General features: G+C 69.4%; 12 protein-coding genes. 8 read left to right on the plus strand and 4 right to left on the minus strand.

The window, feature by feature from the left end; genetic code table 11:
• Positions 1-16 precede the first annotated feature (16 nt).
• The 7 genes from M3498_16190 to asnS all read left to right on the plus strand — a co-directional run bounded on the left by M3498_16190 (position 17) and on the right by asnS (position 10,841).
• Complete coding sequence (locus M3498_16190) at positions 17-3,481, plus strand: chromosome segregation protein SMC (protein MDQ3460812.1); 3,465 nt, start codon at positions 17-19, stop codon at positions 3,479-3,481.
• A gap of 9 nt (positions 3,482-3,490) precedes the next feature.
• Positions 3,491-4,195, plus strand: a complete 705-nt coding sequence (locus M3498_16195) for a biotin--[acetyl-CoA-carboxylase] ligase (GenBank protein ID MDQ3460813.1) — start codon at positions 3,491-3,493, stop codon at positions 4,193-4,195.
• A gap of 102 nt (positions 4,196-4,297) precedes the next feature.
• Positions 4,298-5,371, plus strand: a complete 1,074-nt coding sequence (locus tag M3498_16200; GenBank protein MDQ3460814.1) for a tyrosine-type recombinase/integrase — start codon at positions 4,298-4,300, stop codon at positions 5,369-5,371.
• Positions 5,372-5,633: 262 nt separating this feature from the next.
• Positions 5,634-6,914: a histidine--tRNA ligase gene (hisS, locus tag M3498_16205; GenBank protein ID MDQ3460815.1), complete on the plus strand. Its 1,281-nt coding sequence runs from the start codon at positions 5,634-5,636 to the stop codon at positions 6,912-6,914.
• Positions 6,911-8,710 (plus strand): aspartate--tRNA ligase, encoded by a 1,800-nt coding sequence (aspS, locus tag M3498_16210; GenBank protein MDQ3460816.1) that lies wholly within the window; start codon positions 6,911-6,913, stop codon positions 8,708-8,710. The genes hisS and aspS overlap by 4 nt, the downstream gene beginning before the upstream one ends.
• The gene (locus M3498_16215; protein ID MDQ3460817.1) at positions 8,707-9,516 is read left to right on the plus strand and encodes an HAD-IIB family hydrolase; all 810 of its coding nucleotides are present in this window, start codon (positions 8,707-8,709) and stop codon (positions 9,514-9,516) included. The genes aspS and M3498_16215 overlap by 4 nt, the downstream gene beginning before the upstream one ends.
• Positions 9,517-9,539: 23 nt before the next feature.
• Positions 9,540-10,841 (plus strand): asparagine--tRNA ligase, encoded by a 1,302-nt coding sequence (asnS, locus tag M3498_16220; protein ID MDQ3460818.1) that lies wholly within the window; start codon positions 9,540-9,542, stop codon positions 10,839-10,841.
• 42 nt (positions 10,842-10,883) lie between these two features.
• Here asnS and M3498_16225 read toward each other — a convergent pair whose 3' ends face one another.
• The 4 genes from M3498_16225 to priA form a co-directional block, all read right to left on the minus strand.
• Complete coding sequence (locus M3498_16225) at positions 10,884-11,477, minus strand: GerMN domain-containing protein (protein ID MDQ3460819.1); 594 nt, start codon at positions 11,475-11,477, stop codon at positions 10,884-10,886.
• Complete coding sequence (locus M3498_16230) at positions 11,474-12,802, minus strand: hypothetical protein (GenBank protein MDQ3460820.1); 1,329 nt, start codon at positions 12,800-12,802, stop codon at positions 11,474-11,476. The genes M3498_16225 and M3498_16230 overlap by 4 nt, the downstream gene beginning before the upstream one ends.
• Positions 12,799-13,227, minus strand: coding sequence for an SsrA-binding protein SmpB (gene smpB, locus M3498_16235; GenBank protein ID MDQ3460821.1), 429 nt, complete (start codon positions 13,225-13,227; stop codon positions 12,799-12,801). The genes M3498_16230 and smpB overlap by 4 nt, the downstream gene beginning before the upstream one ends.
• Before the next feature lie 170 nt (positions 13,228-13,397).
• On the minus strand, positions 13,398-15,638 hold the full coding sequence (priA, locus tag M3498_16240; protein ID MDQ3460822.1) for a primosomal protein N': 2,241 nt from the start codon (positions 15,636-15,638) through the stop codon (positions 13,398-13,400).
• Between the two features lie 181 nt (positions 15,639-15,819).
• On the opposite strand from priA, the gene M3498_16245 reads away from it, so the two are divergent.
• Positions 15,820-16,201: AIR synthase related protein (locus M3498_16245; protein MDQ3460823.1), on the plus strand; the 382-nt coding region annotated here is incomplete at its 3' end.

Genomic DNA, 16,201 nt, shown 5'->3' on the forward strand with positions numbered 1-16,201 from the left:
GCGGTAGACTGCTGAGGTGCGCCTCACCTCGATCTCCCTCCTCGGCTTCAAGAGCTTTGGCGACCGCGTCCTCCTCGAGTTCGGCCCAGGCATCAACGCGATCGTCGGGCCCAACGGCTCGGGCAAGTCCAACGTGATCGACGGCTTGCGCTGGGTTACCGGCGGCGGCCGCGCGGGCGCCTACCGGGCAGAGGAGAGGACCGACCTCATCTTCCACGGGGCGGAGGGTAAGCGCGGGCTCAACTTCGCCGAGGTGGCCTTGCGCTTAGACATGCCGGGGAAGACCCTCAACCTCAGCCGCGGCCTCTTTCGCGACGGCCAGGGCAAGCTCCTCCTGGGCGGCAAGGCGGCCCGGCTGCTGGACGTGGAGGAGGCGCTGGCCGGCAGCGGCCTGGGCCGCGGCGGGCTCTCGGTGATCGGTCAGGGTGAGGTCGGCGGGGTGCTCGTCGCCGACCCCGGCAAGCTGCTCAGCTACGTCGAGGAGGCCACCGGCGTGGCCAGGCTGAGCGGCCGCCGCGAAGCGACGCTGGCCCGCCTGGAGGCAGCGCGAGAGCAGCTCGAGCGACTGGACGACCTGCTGGTTGAGCTGAGGAGCGGGCTCGACAAGCTCGGCGCCGAGGCCGAACGGGCGGCGCGCGCTGTCGCTCTCGGGGCTCGCGTCTTGCAGCTTCGCTACACGCTGGCCACGCGCCGCTGCCAGGGCCTGAGCGCCGAGGTAGCGGTGTTGCGAACCGAGGGCGAGAGGCTGAAAGCCGCACTCGAGGCCGGCAAGGAGGAGACCCTGGCCGCGCAGTCGGCCTGGCAGACATCGCGCCAGGCGGTCGCCCTGCAAGAGGCCGGCTACCGCGAAAGGCTCACCCAGGCCGAGGCCCGCAAGGGCGATCTCCGGGTGGCGGAGGCCCGCGCCCAAAACCTGCTCGAGCGCCGGGCCGCGCAGGAGCGCGAAGAGCGCCGGCTCGGCGAGGAGAGCGCGCGCCTGAAGGCGCGCCTCGAGCCGGTCGCACCGAAAGCGCGCCTCGACACGCTCGAGGCGCGCTTCGCAGAGGAGAGCGGACAGCATGACAAAGCGCACCGGGAGGTGCAGAGGCTGAAGGCGGCGCTCGAGGAAGGGCGACTGGCCTTCACCGAGCTGCAAAGCCAGGCCGCCACGGACGCCCAGGCAGTGACCGCCTACGAGACCCGCCACGGCCAACTCGCCCAGGAGCGGGAGGTGACCGTTGCGCGTCTGGGCGAACTCCGGGCGGCCCGCGTCAAGGCCGAGCTGGGCGCGCTCGAGGCCGAAAGGGCCGCCCTCAGCGCCGGCGTGAGCAGGTTGCAGGGTGCGCTCGAGGCGGCGCGAGAGGAGACGGCCGCCTTGCAAAACGACCACGCCCGCCTGCACGCCCAAGCCCAGGTGCTGGCTCGCGGCGCAACCCGCGCTCGCGCCGCGCACGGGGCCCGCCAGGGTTACGCCGAGGGTCCCAGGCACGCCCTCAAGTCGAACATCCCGGGGGTGATCGGCTCCATCGCCGACCTCATCGCCGTGCCGCCCGAGTACGCCTCGGCGCTGGGCAGCGCGCTCGGACGGCGAGCCGAGCAGGTCGTGGTCGACACGGCCGAAACCGCTCAGGAGGTCCTGAACCAGCTCAAGCGCTCGGGCGGCCGCGTCACCCTCTTGCCGCTCGACCTCATCCAGGACCGAACGGAGGGGAGATACGGCGAGCTCGAGGGGCAGCCAGGCTACCTCGGCCTGGTCACCGGCCTGATCCGCTTCGAGGGGCGCTACCGGGCGGTGGTGCGGCAGCTTCTCGGCGGCACCGCGTTCGTCGAGACGCTCGAGCACGGCGTCGCCCTCGCCCGTCGCTTCAACCGGCGCCCGCGCCTCGTGACGCTGGGCGGCGACCTCATCGAGGCCTATGGCGCGCTGACGGGCGGCCGGGCCCAGACCGCCGGGGCTCAGCTCGTGGGTGCTCTAGCCGAGCTCGAGGCGACCGAGCTCGAGGCCGCCCAGGCGGAAGCCGCCTCAGCTGAGCTGAGCAGCCGCGTAAAGGCCGCGCAGGCGGCCTTGCGCGAGCGAACGGCGGCGCTCGCCGGGGCGCGCGAAGCGCTGGAGGTGCTCGATGGGCGCCTGACCCAGGGCCGCCTGCGGCAGGCGGGTCAGGCCTCGCTCCAGACAGATCTGGAGCGCCGCCTGCAAGGGCTCGATGCGGACCTGAACGCGCTGAAGCCGCCTCAGACGAGCGTTCGGGGGGGGGACCTCGAGGCGCGCGGGAAAGCGCTCGACAGGCTCAAGCTGGTGACTGCCGCCGCCGAGGCAGAGTTCACAGAGCGCCTAGCAGCGCGCACCCAGGCTCAGCAGGCGCTCGCCGTCTACAGCGAACGCTGGCGCCGTTTCGAGGAGGAGGCAGCGCGCTTTGCCGCCGCACAGTCGAGGCTGATCACCGTACAAGGGCAGCTCGAGGGGCTGGGCGGCGAGCGCGCCAGGCTCGAGCACAACCTGCTCAACGCCCGCCGCGCGCTCGAGGCGGCACAAGCCGCGCTGCCCCGGGATCTGGACCGCCAGGCCCAAGCCTTCGAGACCGTCAAGCGCGAGAGCCAGGCCGCCGAGGCGCGGCTGACGAGCTTGAGCGCCGTCCAGGCCAAGCTCGGCGCCGAGCTCGAGGCCGGCAGTCTCAGCCTGGCGCGGCGGGAGACCAGCCTAGAGGCCGCCCAAGAGGACTTGGACGGCTTCCCGAGCGGCCTGCAGGCGGTGGCGGGCTCGCTCAAGGGCCTGCGCGACGAGCTCGCTGAGGCGCAGGAGGTGCTGGAGGGCATCGGCCCCGTCAACCACCGGGCGGCCCTGGAAGGGGCCGAACAGCAGGCCCGGCTGACCGCGCTGGAGGCGCAGGCCGAGGAGGCGCGGGCCGCGGTGAACGAGCTCGGCGGCCTGCTTACGAGCATCGACCGCGAGGTGAGCAGCCGTCTGGGCAACGCCATCGGCGAGGTCCGCCAGCTTTTCATCCGCTACAGCAAAGCGCTTTTCGGTGGGGGAGAGGCCGACATCCTGGTCGAACGGGAGGAGGGGCGGCCGAGCGGCCTGCGCATCAGCCTGCAACCACCCGGCAAGACGACGCGCTCCTTGAACCTGCTCTCGGTCGGCGAGCGGACGATGGGGGCGATGGCCTTTCTCTTCGCGCTGATGGCCGGGGCCGCGACGGCTGAGCCAAGTGCAGACGCGGCCATAGTCGGTATTCCCCAAGCCGGTGCTCCCCAAGCCGGTATCCCAGGTCTCTCGATCGCCATTCTCGACGAGGTGGACGCGCCGCTCGACGAGGCCAACATCCGCCGCTTTTGCGACTTCCTGACGCAGCTCGCCAGGGGAGGCACGCAGTTCATCTTAGTGACCCACCAGAAGGCGACCATGGAGGTCGCGGACACGCTCTGGGGGGTGACCAGCGAGCGCGGCGTGAGCCGCGTCTTCAGCATCAGCAAAGGGCAGACGCTGGCCGCCTCGGCCAGCTAAGGGGACCGCGTGGGCCTCGCGGATCTGCCCTTTCGCACCGAAAGCTTTGGCGCGCTCGACTCGAGCCAGGACGAGATGCTCCGCCGCTTGGAGCGCGACGAGTGGGTCCACGGCCTGGTGATCCGCGCGGGCGCTCAGAGCGGCGGTCGCGGCCGGCGGCGGCGCCCGTGGCTGAGCCCTCCAGGCGGCTCCTACCAGACCTTGGCGCTGCGCGACCCGGCGCCGCCCTCCTTGCGCCGCGGCGCCATAGCGCTGGCGCTGGCAATCGGCCTGGCGGAGACCTTGCGCACATACGGCGTTCGCTGCGGCGTCAAGTGGCCCAACGACCTCTACTACCGGGGCAAGAAGCTTGCCGGCCTGCTCAGCGAGTACCGCCGGGAGCATCTCCTCGTCGGCGTCGGCGTCAACGTCGACAATCCGGTGCCGGAGGGCGCCGTGGGGCTGCGGGGCTGGGACCTGGCGGCGGTGCATCCGGTGGTGCTCGAGGGCCTCCGGCAGGGTTTGCGGCTGCTCGAGACCGAGAAAGAGTTGCTCTCGCGCTTCGAGCCCCTGGACCTGCTCAGGGACCAGCCGGTCACGGCGGTTCTGGAAGGCGAGCGTTTCGGAGCGACGGCTCGAGGCATCACCGCCGAGGGTTGCTTGAAGCTCGAGCGCGCCGACGGGAGGATCAGCGAGTTGTGTGGCGGCGGGCTCGAGGGGTTCACCTTACGCTAAGATCCTTTAACGGTCGGCCTTTGCTCATGAACAATTCTACACCATTGGTGTTTAGTGAAATAAACACCAATGATTTCATCCCTTGTTGCTTATCATCCTGCTATGTCTACCGACCTCGTCCTATCGACTTCATGGCATGACCGCGGCCAAAGAAAACTGGAGGCTGTAAGGGCCTGTCAGACTCGTGATGTAAAGACGCTTCTCGACCTGCTCGACACCTACCTGAGCTACCGGGGCCGCCGCGGCGTCCATACCTCGCCCAACACCCGGCATCTCTACGGGGTAGCGCTTCGCGACTGGCTTCATTATTGCTGGCCCGAACCGCAATCGTCGCCCGACGTTTCGCTGCTCAGGGCGAGCCGTGACGATGTGGAACGTTATGTCGCGCGCTTGCAACAGCGTGGTGGCCACTTGGAGGACGCCAGTGCCGAAGGGCTCCGTCCGGGTAGTACATCCGCCTATCTCGCCGGTGTCCGCGCCTTTTACCGAGCACTTCAGTGGGCTGACGCCGTCACCACGTCCCCGGCTCAGGATGTGCTAGGGCCTTCGGACCCCCGGCCGCGCCATGAAAGGCGGCCAGCCATGCCTCTGGCGGACTACAAGCGGCTCATCCTCGAGCTCGAGCAGGGCGATTACGATGAAACCCTCCGCTCGCGGAACCTCCTGCTCCTGCGACTCCTCGGCGATCAAGGTCTTCGCGTAAGCGAGGTTGTTCACTTGGAGACGAGCGACATCGACTTGGCGGCAAGGGTCATGTTCATCAGCAATGGCAAAGGCGGCAAGACCCGGACGGTTCCCATGACCAAAGCGACCTTCAGGGTACTGTCCGGCTGGTTGCAGAAGCGATCGGTCTGCGCGTCCAGCGGTGACAGGGCGCTGCTCGTCAACGTCGGCAAAAACGTCAAGGCAGCCCGTCAGGGCCGCGCCATGCACCCCAACACCGTGCGCCTGCAGTTGGAGACCCTCTACAAAAAGCTGGGCATCGGCCCCCGCTACCGGGGCGCGCACACCCTGCGGCACACCGCCGGCACCCGCCTCTACCGCAACACCCGCGACCTCTACCGCGTCGCCCAGGTGCTCGGTCACCAAGACGTCAACACCTCGAGCATCTATGCCAAAATGGACATCGAGGGGCTCAAAGAGGCGATGGCGACCCTCGACGACGACGAGGTCTAGGATGAGGTTTAGCCTCAGCTAGTGCGGATGGGCTCAGGGAGGCATTGTAGCAAGATTGTAGCAAGACGTCTTTTCGTGATGGTGGCCCTCGGGCTCCTGGCGGCCTGCGCGCCGCCGACGGCGGTACGGCTACGTTTTCGTGGTGGTCGCGGGCCAGAGGAGCAACGGCCTGCCGGCCAACCTGCCCTGAGCGGACTGCGCGCGACCCTGCGCAAAGCGGCGCGAGAGTAGGCACCCTCCCGGAGTGCTAGACTCGAGACTTATGAAGCTCCAAGCCGTCACCGGCACCAAAGACATCCTGCCCGAGAGGCAAGCGCAGTGGCGCGAGGTCACCCGCGTGGCCGAGCGCGTTTTGGGGCGCGCCGGGGCCCAGCTCCTCTGCCCTCCCATCTTCGAGTACACCGACGTGTTCACCAAGTCCGTCGGCGAGACCTCCGACCTCGTCGTCCAGCACGAGATGTACACCTTCAGCGATCAGGGCGGCCGCTCGCTCACCCTGCGCCCCGAGTTCACCGCGGGCGTGGTGCGCGCCTTTATCGAGCACGGCATGCACCTAAAACCCGCCCCCGTCAAGCTGTGGTCCTACGGCCCGGCCTTCCGAGCCGAGAGGCCGCAGCGGGGGCGCTTTCGCCAGCTTCACCAGGTCAACTACGAGGCGCTCGGCTTGGAGTCGGCGCTTGTAGACGCCGAGGCCATCGGCCTGCTCTACCGCATCTTCGGTGAGCTCGGCTTGAGGACGCTGGTGGTCAAGCTGGGCTCGGTGGGTGACCCGGAGGACAGGCTGGCCTATAACCGCTACCTTCGCGAGAGGCTCTCGGCCCGCCGCGGCGAGCTTTCCGAGGCCAGCCGGGCGCGCCTGGCGCTCAACCCCATGCGTATCCTGGACAGCAAGGATGGGGGCGATCAGGCCGTCCTCGCGGGGCTCGAGCGGCCCCTGGCCTTTTTGAACCCCGAGGCCAGGGCGCATTTCGAGGACGTGCAGCGCTATTTGCGGGCCTGGGAGATCCCCTTCGAGATAGACGACGCCATCGTGCGCGGCCTCGACTACTACAGGCGCACCGCCTTCGAGGTCCATCACGGCAGCATCGGCGCGCAGTCGGCGCTCTGTGGCGGCGGGCGCTACGACGGCCTGGTCGAGGCGATGGGCGGTCCGGCCACGCCGGGCATCGGCTGGGCCTTTGGCGTCGAGCGGCTGCTCGACGCCTTGGCACAGGATGGCGTCACCGCCCCGGAGGCGTCCCCTCCTCTTCTCTACCTGGTGCCGATGGACCGCCTGGCCGTAGACGAGGTCGCCGGGCTGGCCCAGCGCCTCCGCCGCGACTTCACGGTCCTGCATGGCTACAGCGCCCGTAAGCCGGGCAAGGGCCTGGCCGACGCCGACCGCGCCGGCGCGGTGTTCGCCGGCCTGAGAGGCGAGCGGGAGCGCGACAAGGCTGTTTACAGCCTCAAGCAGCTGGCCTCGGGCCAGCAGCATGAGGTGGCGGAGGCCGAGCTGGCAACGTTCCTGGCAAGCGCGCTGCAAGAGGAGCCGGTGCTCACGTGAGGCGGACGCACGGCTGCGGCGCCTTGAGGCTCGAGCAGGCCGGAGAGGTGGTCACTCTGCAGGGCTGGGTGAACCGCCGGCGCGACCTGGGCGGGCTCATCTTCCTCGAGCTGCGCGACCGCGAGGGTACCGTGCAGGTCGTCGTCAACCCCGAGCACGAGGCGCTCTTTCACGCCGCCGAGGCGGTCCGCCCGGAGTGGGTGCTCGAGGTCCGGGGTACCGTGCGGCCGCGCCCCGAGAGCCAGCGCAACCCCCGGATGGCCACGGGCGAGGTCGAGGTGGTGGCCTCGGCGCTGACGGTCCTCGCGGAGGCGAAGACGCCGCCCTTCCCCGTGGCGAAGGGCGACGAGGCGGGCGAGGTCAGCGAGGAGCTGCGGCTCAAGCACCGTTACCTGGACCTGCGCCGCCCCGAGAGGCTGGCGCCTCTTCTCCTCCGCCACCGCGTCTCCAAGGCGATCTGGGACTTTCTCGACGCCGAGGGGTTTGTTCACGTCGAGACCCCGCTCCTGACCCTGTCGACGCCCGAGGGCGCGCGCGACTACCTGGTGCCCGCTCGGCAGAGCCCCGGCGCCTTTTACGCCTTGCCGCAGTCGCCCCAGCTCTTCAAGCAGCTGCTGATGATGGCCGGCTTGGAGCGCTACTTCCAGATCGCCCGCTGTTTTCGCGACGAGGACCTGCGCGCCGACCGCCAGCCCGACTTCACCCAGCTCGACCTCGAGATGTCCTTCGTCGACCAGGACGACGTCCTCGAGCTGAACGAGCGCCTCATGCGGCACGTCGTCCTGGCGGCCACAGGCGAGGAGATCGCCTTGCCCTTTGCCAGACTGAGCTACGCCGACGCCATGAACCGCTACGGCTCGGACAAGCCGGACCCGCGCTTCGGCCTCGAGCTGACCGACCTTTCCGAGGTCTTCGCGAGCACGGACTTTCGCGCCTTTAAGGAGACGCTAGACGCCGGCGGTAAGGTCAAGGCGCTGGTCGTGCCGGCCGAGCACGCGCAGGCGCTCAGCCGCAAGGCTTTGGGGGAGCTCGAGGCGCGCGCCAAGCACTACGGCGCCAAGGGTATGGCCTGGCTGCGCCGCGACCCGAAGGCTGTCGAGGGGCAGGGTGACGGCTTCAGTGGACCCATTGCCAAGGTTCTCTCGGCGCACGAGACGGCCGCTCTCGCGGCGCTCACCCAGGGGGGCGGCCTGATCCTCATGGTCGCCGACGCCTGGGCGGTCGCCTGCGCAGCGCTCGGCGCGGTGCGCCTCAAGCTGGGCGACGACCTCGGCCTGATCGACCCGCGCTCGAAGAGCTTTCTCTGGGTGGTGGACTTTCCGCTCCTTATGGCGGACGCCGAGGGCACTCTCACCTACCTGCATCACCCCTTTACCCGGCCCCGTGACGAGGACTTGGACGGGCTCGACAGCGACCCCCTCGCGGTGCGGGCCTGGGCCTACGACCTGGTCCTTAACGGCAGCGAGATTGGCGGCGGCTCCTTGCGCATCCACAGGCTCGACACCCAAAGGCGGATGTTCTCGGTTCTGGGACTCGCCGAGGAGGAACAGGAGCGACGCTTCGGCTTCTTTCTGGAGGCGCTGGCCTACGGCGCTCCGCCCCACGGCGGCGTCGCCTGGGGGCTCGACCGGCTGGTCATGCTCCTCTGTGGCGCGTCCAGCCTGCGCGACGTTATCGCCTTTCCCAAAAACCAGCGCGGCGGTGACCCGCTGACCGGCGCGCCGGACCGGCTCGAGGCGGCGCAGCTTGCGGAACTCGGGCTGTCCGTCTTAGCAGAGGGCCACGAGACCCGGTGATCCCCCTCGTGCTTTTGGACCTGGACGGCACCATCATCGGCTCGAGCGGACAGGTGCAGGACTGCGTCTGGCAGGCGGCCGAGAGGGTGCGCACGGCGGGCGTGAAGCTGGCGGTCTGCACCGGCCGTCCCCTGGGCGGCGTCGCGCAGCGGGTGGCCGAGCGCCTTGGCCCCAACCTGCCGCATATCTTTCAGAGCGGTGCGCTGATCGCCTACCCGGACGGCCGCACCCTCCAGGTCTCGGCCCTCAAGGAAGCGCATGCCCGGCGGCTCATCGCCCACGCTCGTGAGCTCGGGCTGGTGCTCGAGCTCTACAGCCCCAACGCCCTCTACATCGAGCGCAAGACGCCCATGAGCGAGGCGCACGCCAAGCTGATCGGCGTCTCGGCCATCGTCCGCGAGCTCTACGACGTGGCCGAAAACGAGCCCATCATCCGCGCCCAGTGGGTGGTCCCCGAGGACCGGCTTGGGGAGGTTCTGGCGCTCGAGCTAAAGGGCAGCCAAGTGAGCGTGGCGGGCTCGCCGGCGCTCAAGCACACCGCCTTTGCCAGCATCACCCAGGCGGGCGTCTCCAAGGGCAGCGCGGCCACCTTCTTGGCCCGACAGCTCAAGCTGAAACCCGAAAACGTCATGGCCGTCGGCGACTCCGCGGGCGACCTGCCGATGCTCGAGGCCGTCGGCCATCCGGTGGTGATGGCGGGTGCCAGCGACGCGCTAAGGGGCAGGTACGAGGTCGTCGCCGGCGATGTCGAGCGCTGTGGGGTCGTGGGCGCGCTCGAGGCCGCTCTCAAAATCGCCACGGTCTGAGCGCGCGGGTTAGACTTGCGGCTATGGCAACCGTGACCATCTCCTCCCTCAAGGAACATATCGGCGAAGAGGTCGACGTGGCCGGCTGGCTCGTCGGCTTAAGGAGCAGCGGCAAGATCGCCTTTTTGCAGCTCCGTGACGGCTCGGGCTTCGTGCAGGGCGTGCTCGCCAAGAGCGAGGTCTCCGGAGCGACCTTCGCATTGGCTCGGGGCCTCACCCAGGAGTCGAGCCTCAGGGTGTCGGGTACGGTGCGCGCCGACGCGCGCTCGCCCGGCGGCGTCGAACTCGGCGTCAGCAGCGTCGAGCTCGTTCAGGAGCCCATCGGCGACTATCCCATCAGCCCCAAGGAGCACGGGGTGGACTTCTTGATGGAGCGCCGCCACCTCTACTTGCGCCACCGCGGCCCCTGGGCGGTCATGCGCATCCGCGACGAGCTGGAAAGAGCGGTCCACGACTTTTTCGCGGCGCAGGGCTTTATCCGCTTCGACGCGCCGCTCTTTATGCCCACCGCCGTCGAGGGCACCACCAACCTCTTCGAGGTAGATCTCTTCGGCGAGGACTCGGCCTACCTCTCGCAGTCGGGCCAGCTCTACGCCGAGGCCGGAGCGCTCGCCTTCGGCAAGGTCTACACCTTTGGGCCGACCTTCCGGGCGGAAAAGTCCAAGACCCGCAAGCACCTCTTGGAGTTCTGGATGGTCGAGCCCGAGGTGGCCTTCTTGGAGTTTGAAGGGAACATGGCGCTCCAGGAGGACTTTCTCGCCTACCTGGTGGGCCGGGTGCTCGACAGGCGCGGCGATGAGCTCGACATCTTAGAGCGCGACCCCGCCAAGCTCGAGCCCGCCGCGGCGGGCGACTTCCCCAGGCTCTCCTACGACGACGCCTTGGCGCTGCTCAAAGAGGCCGGGCAGCCGCTCGACTGGGGTGAGGACCTGGGCGCCCCCCACGAGACCATCCTCGGCGAGCGCTTCGACAGACCGGTCATCATCCATGCCTGGCCGACCGTCACCAAGGCCTTCTACATGCAGCCCTTCGCCGACGATCCCACCCGGGTCAGGTGCAACGACGTCATCGCGCCCGAGGGTTACGGCGAGCTCATCGGCGGCTCCGAACGCATCCACGACTATGACCTTTTGAAGCGGCGCATCGAGGAGCACGGCCTGCCCATAGCGGCCTTTGACTGGTATTTGGACCTGCGCAAGTACGGCTCGGTGCCGCACTCGGGCTTCGGGCTCGGGCTCGAGCGCACGCTGGCCTGGCTAACCGGCCTCCCCCACCTGCGCGAGGCGATTCCCTTTCCCAGGATGCTCACGCGGATGAGGCCGTAGAGTGGGGGTCGGGGGTCAGGGGTCGGGGTAGCGGTTATGGCCCTAGTCCAGCGCGCCCTCGAGCGCGACGTGGCCGAGCAGCGAGGGGCGGGGCTGGCCGTCCACGAGGAAGTAGACCTTGTCCGTGCCCGCGTGGAGGCGCACCGTGCGCCGGATCGAGGCCAGCAGGCGGAGTTCCTGGCTGACCGATACCTCCGGCGCCTCGGCCAGGGCGAAGTCCAGGACCACATAGCTCGCCCTGGCGCCGGTCTCGACGATGAAGACGCGCGGCGCCGCCAGGGCCTGGGGCCACAAGGGGCCGTCGGGGCTCTCCGGCCCGGCCTCCGAGAGGTAGCCGCGCAGGGCCGTCAGGACGGCCTCGAGCCGCCCCTCCGCCCCCTGGGGCAGCGCCACCTCGACGGGGACGCTGCGGGACAGGTTGTTGGAGTCGCTCACCACCAGGCTGATCTCCTCTGGCTCGGGGACCGCGGCCAGGCTCCCCTCGAGGTCGATCCGGGTGAGGGGGGTGGTAGGCCGCGGCAGGGGTATGACCAGCAGGCTGAGCAGACCCGCCGCGAAGACGAGCAGCCCCACCAGGGCCGGCGGACTCAACAGGGCGAGCGCGCGCGCGCGGCGCCGTGCCCAGGCCCTCTTCAAGGCAAGATGGCGACGACGGCCGCGGCCAAGGCGTCGGCCAACTCAGCATTTTGCGCGCTCTCGCGGCTCAGCTCGAGGAGGAGCCCCCGCCCCGCCGCCCCGCCGAGGACGTAGAGCGGCGCGCCCGTGACGCTGCCCGCCTCGAGTTCACCGCTGAGCGCCGCCGCGACGCTCGCTGCGGCGCTCTGACCAAAGGCGAGGTCGCTGGTCAGGCCTACCAGCAGGCGCCGCCGCGTTTCGCTGGTGGCGGGCGCGTCCAGGCTGGCTTCGGCGTTCTGACGGATGGCCATGCCGAGGCTCTCGAGGCTGGCCGCCTCGTCCAGGTAGTAGAGGTTGAAGCGTCCCGCCGGCAGGGTGCTCAGACTGAGCGAAAGGAAGAGGTCGGCGCCGATGCCCCGGGCGCTGCGCGCTTCGATGGGCAGGGTCGTCACCGCATCGCGGGTCAGGCTGACGGCGATCCCCTGTCGGGCGAGCAGGCTGGCCAGGCGCGTGGCCAGCTCGAGGCCGGCCGCGTCGTCCTCGGCGGCGGGCTGTGGCGCGGGGTCGAGGACGACGCGGCGCGCTCCCCTCGCGGGCTCTTGGATCTCACTGGGAAAGATGTCGATGATGACCTGCACGCCCTGTGCTTGGGGCAGCTCGAGCTTTTCGTAGCTCACGCCCTCGCCCAGGTCGAGGCGCAACTCGACGCCCTCGCCGGCGGGATAGTAGGCGGCGTCGCCAAAGCGCGTGCCGGCGAGGCGTTCGGCGCGGCCGCCAAGGCGCGCGCGCTCGAAGCGGAAGAGGACCGCGCTACCCTCCTCGCGGACCGTGACGGGCACATCGCCGGCGAACTCGAGCACGATGCGATCAAAGTCGCCCGACAGCTGAGGTTGGCTCAGTTGGGGTTGGGTCACCGCCGTCAAGGTCACCCGGGGAAAAAAGACGGCGACCGTACCCGTCTCGGGGATCAGCGCGACGCGGCCACCAAAGGCCGCCGCCAGAGCGCGCACCTGCACGTAGACCACGCCGCCCTGAAGCACCCCGCCGAGGGCGGCGACCTCGCGACCCTCGACGCGCATGGCGCTCCTGTCGGCGGCGGCCTGGGCGGCGCCGGCGTAGACGCGCAGCGCGGCGACCCGGCCCGACATCTGAAAGAGCGCCAGCTCGCGCTCGGCGTCGTAGAAAAACCGCGCCCCGACGGCCTGGGCGAGGGGCGCCGCGGCCGCGTAGGAGGTGTTGGCGACCGAAAAGGCGACCCCCTCCCCTACCGGATTGCCGTTGACGGCGAGGCCCTGTGCCGGCGCCCAGGCGGCGAGCGCCAGCAGCAAGAAGGCGAGCCGCTTCATCTGGCGCGCTCCATCTGCCGCTGGGCGTCCTTTTTGGCCTGGTCCTGACGCTTGTCGTAGCGCTTTTTGCCCCGGCCCAGGGCCACGACCAGCTTGGCCCAGCCGTCCTTGAAGTAGAGCTTGGTGGGAACCAGGGTGAGACCCTGGCGCTCGAGGCCCTTTTTGATCTCGGCGATCTCGCGCCGCTTCAGGAGCAGCTTGCGGCTGCGCCGCGGCTCGTGGTTGTTGTAGCTGGCATCCTGGTAGGGCGGGATGTGCATGCCTTCCAGCCAGACCTCGCCGCTCTTGATCCGGGCAAAGGCCTCTTGCAGCGTCGCGCCACCCTGGCGCAAGGACTTGACCTCGCTGCCGGTGAGCGCGATGCCGGTCTCAAAGCTCTCGAGCAGTTCGTAGTCGAAGGATGCACGGCGGTTTTGGATCATCATGGCGTCAACCTCATGGCGTTAACCTCTGCCCTCAGATCATAGCAAGGGAAGATGAAGGCGAGTCGCAATTGAAAAACGGATTGTTGTTTGCTGTTCGAGGAGCAGTATCATGTGATTTTATTCACGATACCTCAACTCGTGAATTATTTGTCGCTTGTTCTCTAACTCCATCACTCCAAAAAGGCCACCATATCCCGCGGGTCGACGTCGATTCTGAGCCGCGCCGCGCCCCTGTAGACGAGCGCGGGCTGGATGAGCCTGACGAGGCGCGCGTGGCACTCGCTACGCAAAACGAGTTGATAGCAGTAGTAGCCGCGCAGACGTTCGACAGGTGCGGGTGCCGGACCCAACAGCTCTTCGTCGGTAGCGCCGCCCGTGCGCAAGGCTCCGGCCAGCCAAGCAGCGGCCCGCTCCGCGACGGGCCGCTGCTTGGCGGCAATCTGCAGGTGGGCCAACAGCCGGTAGGGGGTATAGTCATACCTCTCGCGCCGCTCCAGGAGCTCACGGCTGTAGCGGAGACCACCCTCCTCGTCGCGCAAGCCCTGAAGAATGGCCGCGCCGGGCTGAAAGGTCTGGAGCAGGACGAGCGGCCTGGCCTGCCACGACAGCTCATGAAGGTTGAGCAGCAAGCGCAAGGCCTGCTCGTCGCTCCTGAAGTCTCCCCCGTTCAGGCTGCCGTCTAAGAGCGTCAGGGCGATGAGCGAGACCCTGGGCAGCGGCGGGTGGCGGAAGAGGGCCGTGGTGGCCACGACCACGCCGGGTTCGCCCGCCAGCAGCGGGGCGAGGTCGTCGCGGCGGTCGCGGTCGTAGCGGTAAACGGAAAGGCCGGGCAGGACTCCCGCGACCTCGCGGAGGATCCACTGCGTGCCTGGCCCCCTAGGGCTGATCATCGGGTCCTGGCAGGACGGGCAGATCGGCGGCGCGGCTTGCGCGTGACCGCACTGGTGACAGCGCAGGCCGCGCGCCTCCCGGTGGTAGCGCAAGGGCAAGGAGCAGTTTGGGCACATCGCCAGCCAGCCGCAGCTGGGGCACCGCAAGGAGGCCGAGAAGCCGCGCCGAGGCGAGAGCAGCACCGCCTGCCGGCCGCGCTCGGCGACCTGTTTGAGGACGCGCACCAGGTCGGCGCTGAGCGGCCAGCCGCTGGCCCCGGCGAGGTCGACGACGTGAACGCGGGGTGCCGCCTGCGGCAAGGGCCAGAGCGCCCCCTCAGCCCCCGTCTCCGCGACCAGCTTCAGGCTCTCCGGGCTCGGCGTGACGTCGGCGAGGACCAGGGCCGCCCCGCTCGCCTCGGCCAAAAAGCGCGCCGCGGTCGGGACGAAGACGCGGCAGCCGGCCGTGAGCTTGTAGGACGGGTTGGCCTCCTCGAGCACGATCACCCGGCGCAGCTCGACGAGCGGCGCTAAGAGCGCCGGGTAGGTGCCCACCAGCACCGCCGGCGCCGCCCGGAGAAGCGCCCACAGCTGGCCGCGCCGGGCGTCGCTCAGCTCGGCGCTAAACACGCGCACGGGCACGGCCGAGGCAAGCAGGGCGGCCGTCTCCCCCACCAGCGCCGCCTCCGGCACGAGCACCAGAACGCTGCCGCCCCCTTCGAGCTCGGCGGCGATCTGCCCTAGCAGCGCCGCCAGCCGGGCGCGGCGCGAGGCACCGACGACAAGCTGAGGCCCGGCCGCGTCGGGCGCCTGCAAGACATCCCTGGGTGGGGCTTGGGGCGCGACCTCAAGCAGCGTCGGCGGCGGCGCCTCCACCAGTTCATAGGCGGCGTAGCCCTTCTTGACGAGGGCCCGCACCGCGGCCTCGGAGACGAAGGCGGCGCGGCTCAGCTCGGCCGCGGAAGCCGCCGAGCCCAGCGACCAGAGAAGCTCGAGCGCGCTGCGCTGACCCCTCTGGCGCGAGCCGCTCAAGCCCTCGTCGGCGGGCTTTTGCGGCAAGAGCAGCCGCAGCCTGGGGGGCTCTACGCGCACCCGCTCCTCGACCAGGCCCTGACGGCGGTAGAGCTCGAGCGCGCTCGGCGCCAGCGCTCTAGCAGGCGTCCAGTCCTCGCCAAGCACAACGCCCTGCGCCCCCGTGACAGCGCGCAACTCGTGGCGCAACTCGTCCTGGAGGCCTACGGCCAGCAGGTTGGCGAGCACCAGGCCGGCGGGCGAAAAGGTGTAGGCCGCCACCCGCTCGATGACCTCAAGCGCTGCCTCCGACAGCCAGGGCGAGGCATCGAGAGTACCGATCGCCTCCTTGAACTCGAGGCTGCCATGTCCCTTCAGCGCCAGGGCGCCCGCCACGACGCCAATGCGCACACCGGCTTGCCACGGCACCGCCAGTCGCATGCCGGGAAGGGGCAGAGGCCGGCCGTGCGGCGGCAGAAAGGAAAAGGCCGGCAGGGGTAGGGGCAGAAGGACTTTGAGAACGGTCGCCACAGGCTATCATACCTCCGGGTCGGGCCTCGCCCTCTCGGCTAGGGCCGAGGTTATACTTCAGAAGTCAGAGTCAGGAGTCAGGAGTCGGAATAAAGGCCATTTCTCTCCGGCTTCCGACTGCTGGAACCAGGCACCGCCAGCCCTTTCACCACAAGGCCTAGAGCCTGCCCAGGAGGCAAAGATGACAGAACGCTCGAGCAACCCGTCGAGCTGCCAGTCGAGCTATAAGGAGGCCGGCGTCGACATCGCGGCCGGCGAGCGCGCCGTCGAGCTGATCGCCGGAGCGGTCAGGAGCACCTACGGCGAGGCGGTGCTGTCGGGCATCGGGGCCTTCGGCGGGCTTTTCGACCTGAGCCGCTCCGAGCGGGCGGGCCGGGCCGGCCCGGTGCTCGTCGCCTCGACCGACTCCGTCGGCACCAAGACGCGGCTGGCCGCGGCCCTGGGGCGCTTCGACACCATCGGCCACGACATCGTCAACCACTGCCTCAACGACATCTTGGTGCAGGGGGCCACGCCGCTCTTCTTTCTCGACTACTTCGCGGCGGGTGCGCTCGAGCCCGAGC

This window comes from Deinococcota bacterium (assembly GCA_030858465.1).
Taxonomy (GTDB): Bacteria; Deinococcota; Deinococci; order Deinococcales; family Trueperaceae; genus JALZLY01.

Bases quoted from the DNA above. Each gene is read 5' to 3' on its own strand.
- M3498_16200 (MDQ3460814.1), top strand. From the start codon at position 4,298: ATGTCTACCGACCTCGTCCTATCGACTTCATGGCATGACCGCGGCCAA.
- hisS (MDQ3460815.1), top strand. From the start codon at position 5,634: ATGAAGCTCCAAGCCGTCACCGGCACCAAAGACATCCTGCCCGAGAGG.
- asnS (MDQ3460818.1), top strand. From the start codon at position 9,540: ATGGCAACCGTGACCATCTCCTCCCTCAAGGAACATATCGGCGAAGAG.
- M3498_16230 (MDQ3460820.1), bottom strand. From the start codon at position 12,802: ATGAAGCGGCTCGCCTTCTTGCTGCTGGCGCTCGCCGCCTGGGCGCCG.
- smpB (MDQ3460821.1), bottom strand. From the start codon at position 13,227: ATGATGATCCAAAACCGCCGTGCATCCTTCGACTACGAACTGCTCGAG.